General features: G+C 65.0%; 4 protein-coding genes. 1 reads left to right on the forward strand and 3 read right to left on the reverse strand.

The window, feature by feature from the left end:
• The 3 genes from BM436_RS35695 to argF all read right to left on the reverse strand — a co-directional run.
• Positions 1 to 1,515: methyl-accepting chemotaxis protein (locus BM436_RS35695; RefSeq protein ID WP_093561661.1), on the reverse strand; the 1,515-nt coding region annotated here is incomplete at its 3' end.
• A 112-nt stretch (positions 1,516 to 1,627) separates the two neighbouring features.
• Positions 1,628 to 2,860, reverse strand: coding sequence for an argininosuccinate synthase (locus BM436_RS35700; RefSeq protein ID WP_093561662.1), 1,233 nt, complete (start codon positions 2,858 to 2,860; stop codon positions 1,628 to 1,630).
• A gap of 110 nt (positions 2,861 to 2,970) precedes the next feature.
• Entirely contained in the window at positions 2,971 to 3,897 is a 927-nt protein-coding gene (gene argF / locus BM436_RS35705) for an ornithine carbamoyltransferase (protein WP_093561663.1), read from the reverse strand.
• A gap of 219 nt (positions 3,898 to 4,116) precedes the next feature.
• On the opposite strand from argF, the gene BM436_RS35710 reads away from it, so the two are divergent.
• Positions 4,117 to 4,766, forward strand: a 650-nt coding sequence (locus BM436_RS35710) for a phospholipase D-like domain-containing protein (RefSeq protein WP_503826277.1), incomplete at its 3' end; no start/stop codon positions are given.

Genomic DNA, 4,766 nt, shown 5'->3' on the forward strand with positions numbered 1-4,766 from the left:
CATGCCCATCACGCTGGCCGACACCGCCGACTGCATCTCCTTGAGCATCTGCTCGATGTCCCAGGTCGACACCGAGGTCTGGTCGGCCAGGCGGCGGATCTCGGTGGCCACCACCGAGAAGCCGCGGCCCGCCTCGCCGGCCTTCTCGGCCTCGATGGCCGCGTTCAGCGACAGGATGTTGGTCTGGTCGGCCACCTTGGTGATGGTGGCCAGCACGCCGTTGATGTTGCTGGCCTTCTCGGACAACGCCGCCAGCTTGGCGCTGATGGTGTCGGTGGCGGCCACCATGTGCCGCATGGTCTCGTCCATGCGCCGCAGGTTGTCCTGCGCCTCGGCGGTGGCGCTGGTGGTGTAGTCGGCCACGGCGGTGGCGTCCTCCATGGTCTTGAGCAGTTGGCGCGTGTTGGAGGAGATCTCCTTGGTGGTGGACAGCACCTCCACGCTGGTCTGGGCCTGCTCCACGCCGGTCGCCTCCTGCTGCTTGGAGGACGCGGCGATCTCGGTGGCCGAGGTGGTGACCTGGATGCCGGCCTTCTGCACGTTGCCGATCAGCGTGCGCAGGTTGTCGAACATCCTGGCCAGGCCGTGGCCCAGTTGGCCGATGGCGTCGTCGCCGGCCACCGTGACGCGGCCGGTCAGGTCGCCCGAGGCGGCCTTCGACACCACGGCCAGCAGCGCGTCCACCTTGGCGCGCAGGTCGTCGCTGGCGGCCTGTTCGCGTTGGCGGCTGTCCTGGATGGCTTGCGCCATGCGGTTGAACTCCAGCCCGACCCGGCCCAGCTCGTCGCCGGAGACCACCGCCACGCGCGCCGACTGTTCGCCGGCGGCGATGCGGCCCACCGCCGTCATCAGCGCGTTCAACGGGCCGAGCAGGGCGCGCAGCAGCAGCAGCGCGACCACCAGCGCCAGCGCGGCGGCCAGCGCGCCACCGCCCGTCAGCAGCCAGCTCTGGGCCTGGCGCAGCTCGCGCGCCTCCTCCGCGCGCCGCGCCAGCAAGCGTTCCTCCTCGGCGCCGGCCTCGGCGAGCAGCTGGCGCGCGTCGGCGATGATCTTGGCGCCGTTCAGCACGTCCGCCGCCGTGGCCACCTGCTGCGACACCCCGACCCGCTTGTTCAGTTCGCGCCGTTTCTCCAGCAGCGGATGGATCACGTTGCGTATCCAGTTGTCCATCATCGGCCACAAGCGGTTCAGGCGTTCCTGCTGCGCGGGATTGTCGGCCGTCATGGTCAGCACCCGCTGCCAGTGGCGGCGCACGGCCTCCTCCTCGCGCGGGATGATGGCCACCAGGCTTTCGTTGCCGGTGAGCATGAAGCCGCGCGTGGAATTCTGGATTTGCAACAGGGCGTTGGCGATCTGGTCGGCCTCGCGCAGCACCTCCAGCGTGTGCCGGTCCCAGGCGTTGGCGTCGGCCAGGCGCTGGAAATTCTGGTAGGACAAGGCGAGCAGCAGCAGGAAGAGGGCGACGATGACGCCGAAACCACCGGCGAGCCTGGTTTTGATGCTCAAGTCTTTCATGTTGCCTCCGTTGGGATGATGCAATGTAGCATCCCGGCCCGGAAACACAAAACGGCCGCCCAAAACGGAAACGGGCCGCCCGAGGGCGGCCCGCCGTGCGTGGCGATAGGGCTTATTGGCCGCGCTTCAGGCGCGCGTTGGCCGCGATGCGCATGCGCAGCGCGTTCAGCTTGATGAAGCCGCCGGCGTCGGCCTGGTTGTAGGCGCCGCCGTCCTCGTCGAAGGTGGCGATGTTCATGTCGAACAGCGAGTCGGTCTTCGAATCGCGCGACACCACGATCACATTGCCCTTGTACAGCTTGACGCGCACCCAGCCGTTCACGGTGGCCTGGGTGTGGTCGATCAGGGTCTGGATCGCGACGCGCTCGGGCGCCCACCAGTAGCCGTTGTAGATCATCGACGCGTAGCGCGGCATCAAGTCGTCCTTCAGGTGGGCCACTTCGCGGTCCAGCGTGATCGATTCGATGGCGCGGTGCGCCTTGAGCATGATGGCGCCGCCCGGGGTTTCATAGCAGCCGCGCGACTTCATGCCCACGTAGCGGTTCTCCACCAGGTCCAGGCGGCCGATGCCGTGCTTGCCGCCCAGGCGGTTCAGCTCGGTCAGCACGGTGGCCGGCGACATGCGCACGCCGTTCAGGGCCACGATGTCGCCCTTCTCGTATTCGATGTCCAGGTACTCGGCCTGGTCGGGGGCCGCTTCCGGGCTCACGCTCCAGCGCCACATCGATTCCTCGGCTTCCGCGCTCGGGTTTTCCAGGTGGCGGCCCTCGAAGGAGATGTGCAGCAGGTTGGCGTCCATCGAGTACGGCGCGCCGCCGTTCTTGTGCTTCATGTCGATCTCGATGCCGGCGTCCTCCGCGTACTTCAGCAGTTTTTCGCGCGACAGCAGGTCCCACTCGCGCCACGGCGCGATGATCTTCACGCCCGGCTTCAGCGCGTAGGCGCCCAGCTCGAAGCGCACCTGGTCGTTGCCCTTGCCGGTGGCGCCGTGCGAGATGGCGTCGGCGCCGGTCTCGTTGGCGATCTCGATCAGGCGCTTGGCGATCAGCGGACGCGCGATCGAGGTGCCCAGCAGGTATTCGCCCTCGTACACGGTGTTGGCGCGGAACATGGGGAACACGAAGTCGCGCACGAATTCCTCGCGCACGTCGTCGATGTAGATGTTTTCCGGCTTGATGCCGAACTTGATCGCCTTGGCGCGCGCCGGTTCCAGCTCCTCGCCCTGGCCCAGGTCGGCGGTGAAGGTCACGATCTCGCACTGGTAGTTATCCTGCAGCCATTTCAGGATCACGGAGGTGTCCAGGCCGCCCGAGTAGGCGAGGACTACTTTTTTGATGTCGCTCATGGTCATTCCATTCTTGGTCAAAATTGATGATGCCTGGGGACAGACCCGCGTTCGACGTCATCGGCTACGGCCGGGCAGTTTGGCGCGGAGGGTCTGTCCCCGGTTTAGTTTTACTTCCCGTCCAGGCGGCCCAGCAGCAGGAATTCGATCAGCGCCTTCTGGATGTGCAGGCGGTTTTCCGCCTCGTCCCACACCACCGATTGCGGGCCGTCGATCACCTCGGCCGACACCTCCTCGCCGCGGTGCGCGGGCAGGCAGTGCATGAACAGCGCGTCCGGCGCGGCGCGCGCCATTTTCGCCGCGTCCACGATCCAGCCGTCGAAGGCCTTCAGGCGGGCCGCGTTCTCGTCCTCGTAGCCCATGCTGGTCCACACGTCGGTGTTGACCAGGTGCGCGCCCCCGCAGGCGTCGGCCGGGTTCTCGAAGAAGGTATAGCGGTCGGTCTTCACCAGCGACATGTCCATGTCGTAGCCCTTGGGCGTGGACACGTTGACATGGAAGCCGAAGATCTCGGCCGCCTGCAGCCACGAGTACAGCATGTTGTTGGCGTCGCCCACCCAGGCCACGGTCTTGCCGGCGATGGAGCCGCGGTGCTCGTGGAAGGTGAAGATGTCGGCGAACACCTGGCACGGGTGGTGCTCGTTGGTCAGGCCGTTGATCACCGGCACGCGCGAATTGCCGGCGAAGCGCTCGATGATGTCCTGGCCGAAGGTGCGCACCATGATGATGTCGCACATGCGCGACATGACCTGGCCCGCGTCCTCGACCGGCTCGCCGCGGCCCAGCTGGCTGTCGCGGGTGTTCAGGTAGATGGCGGCGCCGCCCAGCTGATGCATGCCGGCCTCGAAGGAGAGGCGGGTGCGGGTGGAGTTCTTCTCGAACACCATCACCAGCGTGCGGTCGATCAGCGGGTGGTAGATCTCGTAGTTCTTGAATTTGCGCTTGATGATCTTCGCGCGCTCGATCACGTATTCATATTCGTCGAGCGTCAAGTCGGAAAACTGCAGGTAGTGCCTGATCGGTTTTTGGGTAGACATAATAACAACGGATTTGGGCGCCGACAGAGGCGGGGGTGCCAGTATCGCCAGCTTAGCAAAACATTATACGGGGAATTTGTGGGCGCGGTGGTATTGCCGCCGAGGCCATAGCGTACTCGAAGGCGTTGATGTCAATCAATATATTTAATCCGCCCGCTGGCTATAGTTCATCGATCTTTCCGTATGGAACTTACGGCCGAGCGGCCGGAGGAGGGGCGCTTGCTGGAAGAGGGAAGGTTCGACGAAGAGGGCAACTTGGTCTTCAAGTATGAAGCGGGCGCGGACTTAAAAAGGGGGGGAATCATGGCCGACATGAATGACAACGCGGACCTGTACCTGTATTCGCTTTGCTACAACCGCCACACCGGACCGTACCAGTGCCTGACGTTGCCTTGGTGGGTCAAGACGCGCTACCCGATCTACGCGCCCCGGCATCGCTGCAACATCGAGCCGTTGATTGGCGGCGAAAAAGTCTTCGGGCGGATCGCCAAGGACATACGGAACGCCAAGCGCGGCGTGGACATCATCACCTGGGGATTCGACCCGGGCATGGTGCTGGAGCGCGGGGCCACCGCCGAAACCGGGCAGCGCTTCGGCGATTTGCTGAAGGAAGTGGCCCTGTGCCGGTCGCCGGCGGTGCGGATCAGGATACTGGTGTGGCATGACGACACGCTTTCGCATGCGAAGATGAACAATATTCCCGGATACTACGGCAAGCCGTGCCCCACGCTGGGCTCGATTCTGACGAAATACTACAGCGAAGGCCACGCGCGCTACAACGCCGAATGGTTCGAATCGATCTACGCGGGCGATGTCCCCAACATCAGCTTTCACGTGCGCTCGGTTCCCGGAAGCGCGCGCGCCCCGTG

This window comes from Pseudoduganella namucuonensis (assembly GCF_900116645.1).
Classification (GTDB): domain Bacteria; phylum Pseudomonadota; class Gammaproteobacteria; order Burkholderiales; family Burkholderiaceae_D; genus Rugamonas; species Rugamonas namucuonensis.